A 568-nucleotide genomic window follows, 5' to 3' on the forward strand; every position below is an offset into this window, starting at 1 on the left:
CCATCAATTAGGAGCGAACCAGCCGGGCAATGGCGGCAGAGGCCTCGGCCAGCTTCACTTCGACTTCGTCGCCTCCGTGGGTAATCGCTTGACTTATGCAATTATCCAGGTGATCGTCGAGCAAGTTTAGAGCCACGGCTCGCAGAGCGCTGCTGGCTGCGCTGATCTGGGTGAGGATGTCGATGCAGTACTTGTCGTCGTCGATCATCTTCGCGATGCCACGGACCTGGCCTTCGATTCGGCGCAGCCGTTTGGCGTAGCCGTCCTTGTGCGCAACATATCCGTGTGTGGTTTCCAACTGGCCTCCCAGCATTTTCGTCGACGGGTCGCTCTCGGCGTTGCCGCTGCGGTGACCAGTAGGTCGGCTACCAATGAGACCACTGACGCCTAGTCTAGCCTGCGGGGTTTATAGAATATCGGTTTCGTGCCTGCGCGTGCGTTCGCGCGATTAGTGACGTCAGCCAAGGCCGCCGGGGGAAGCGACGTGATCTTCGTGGCCGCCCCGGCGTTTGTGTCACAGGCCAGACCTACGTGGCGAGGGATTCGCGTTGACCAGCGCCGACTTCCC

The 568-nt window shown here is 60.6% G+C and carries 1 protein-coding gene; it reads right to left on the bottom strand.

Annotated features, from left to right (window positions below):
• Positions 1-7 precede the first annotated feature (7 nt).
• On the bottom strand, positions 8-298 hold the full coding sequence (locus AC5Y5O_RS32200; RefSeq protein WP_239723502.1) for a metal-sensitive transcriptional regulator: 291 nt from the start codon (positions 296-298) through the stop codon (positions 8-10).
• Positions 299-568: the final 270 nt, after the last annotated feature.

Source organism: Mycobacterium sp. NGS40, from assembly GCF_059812735.1.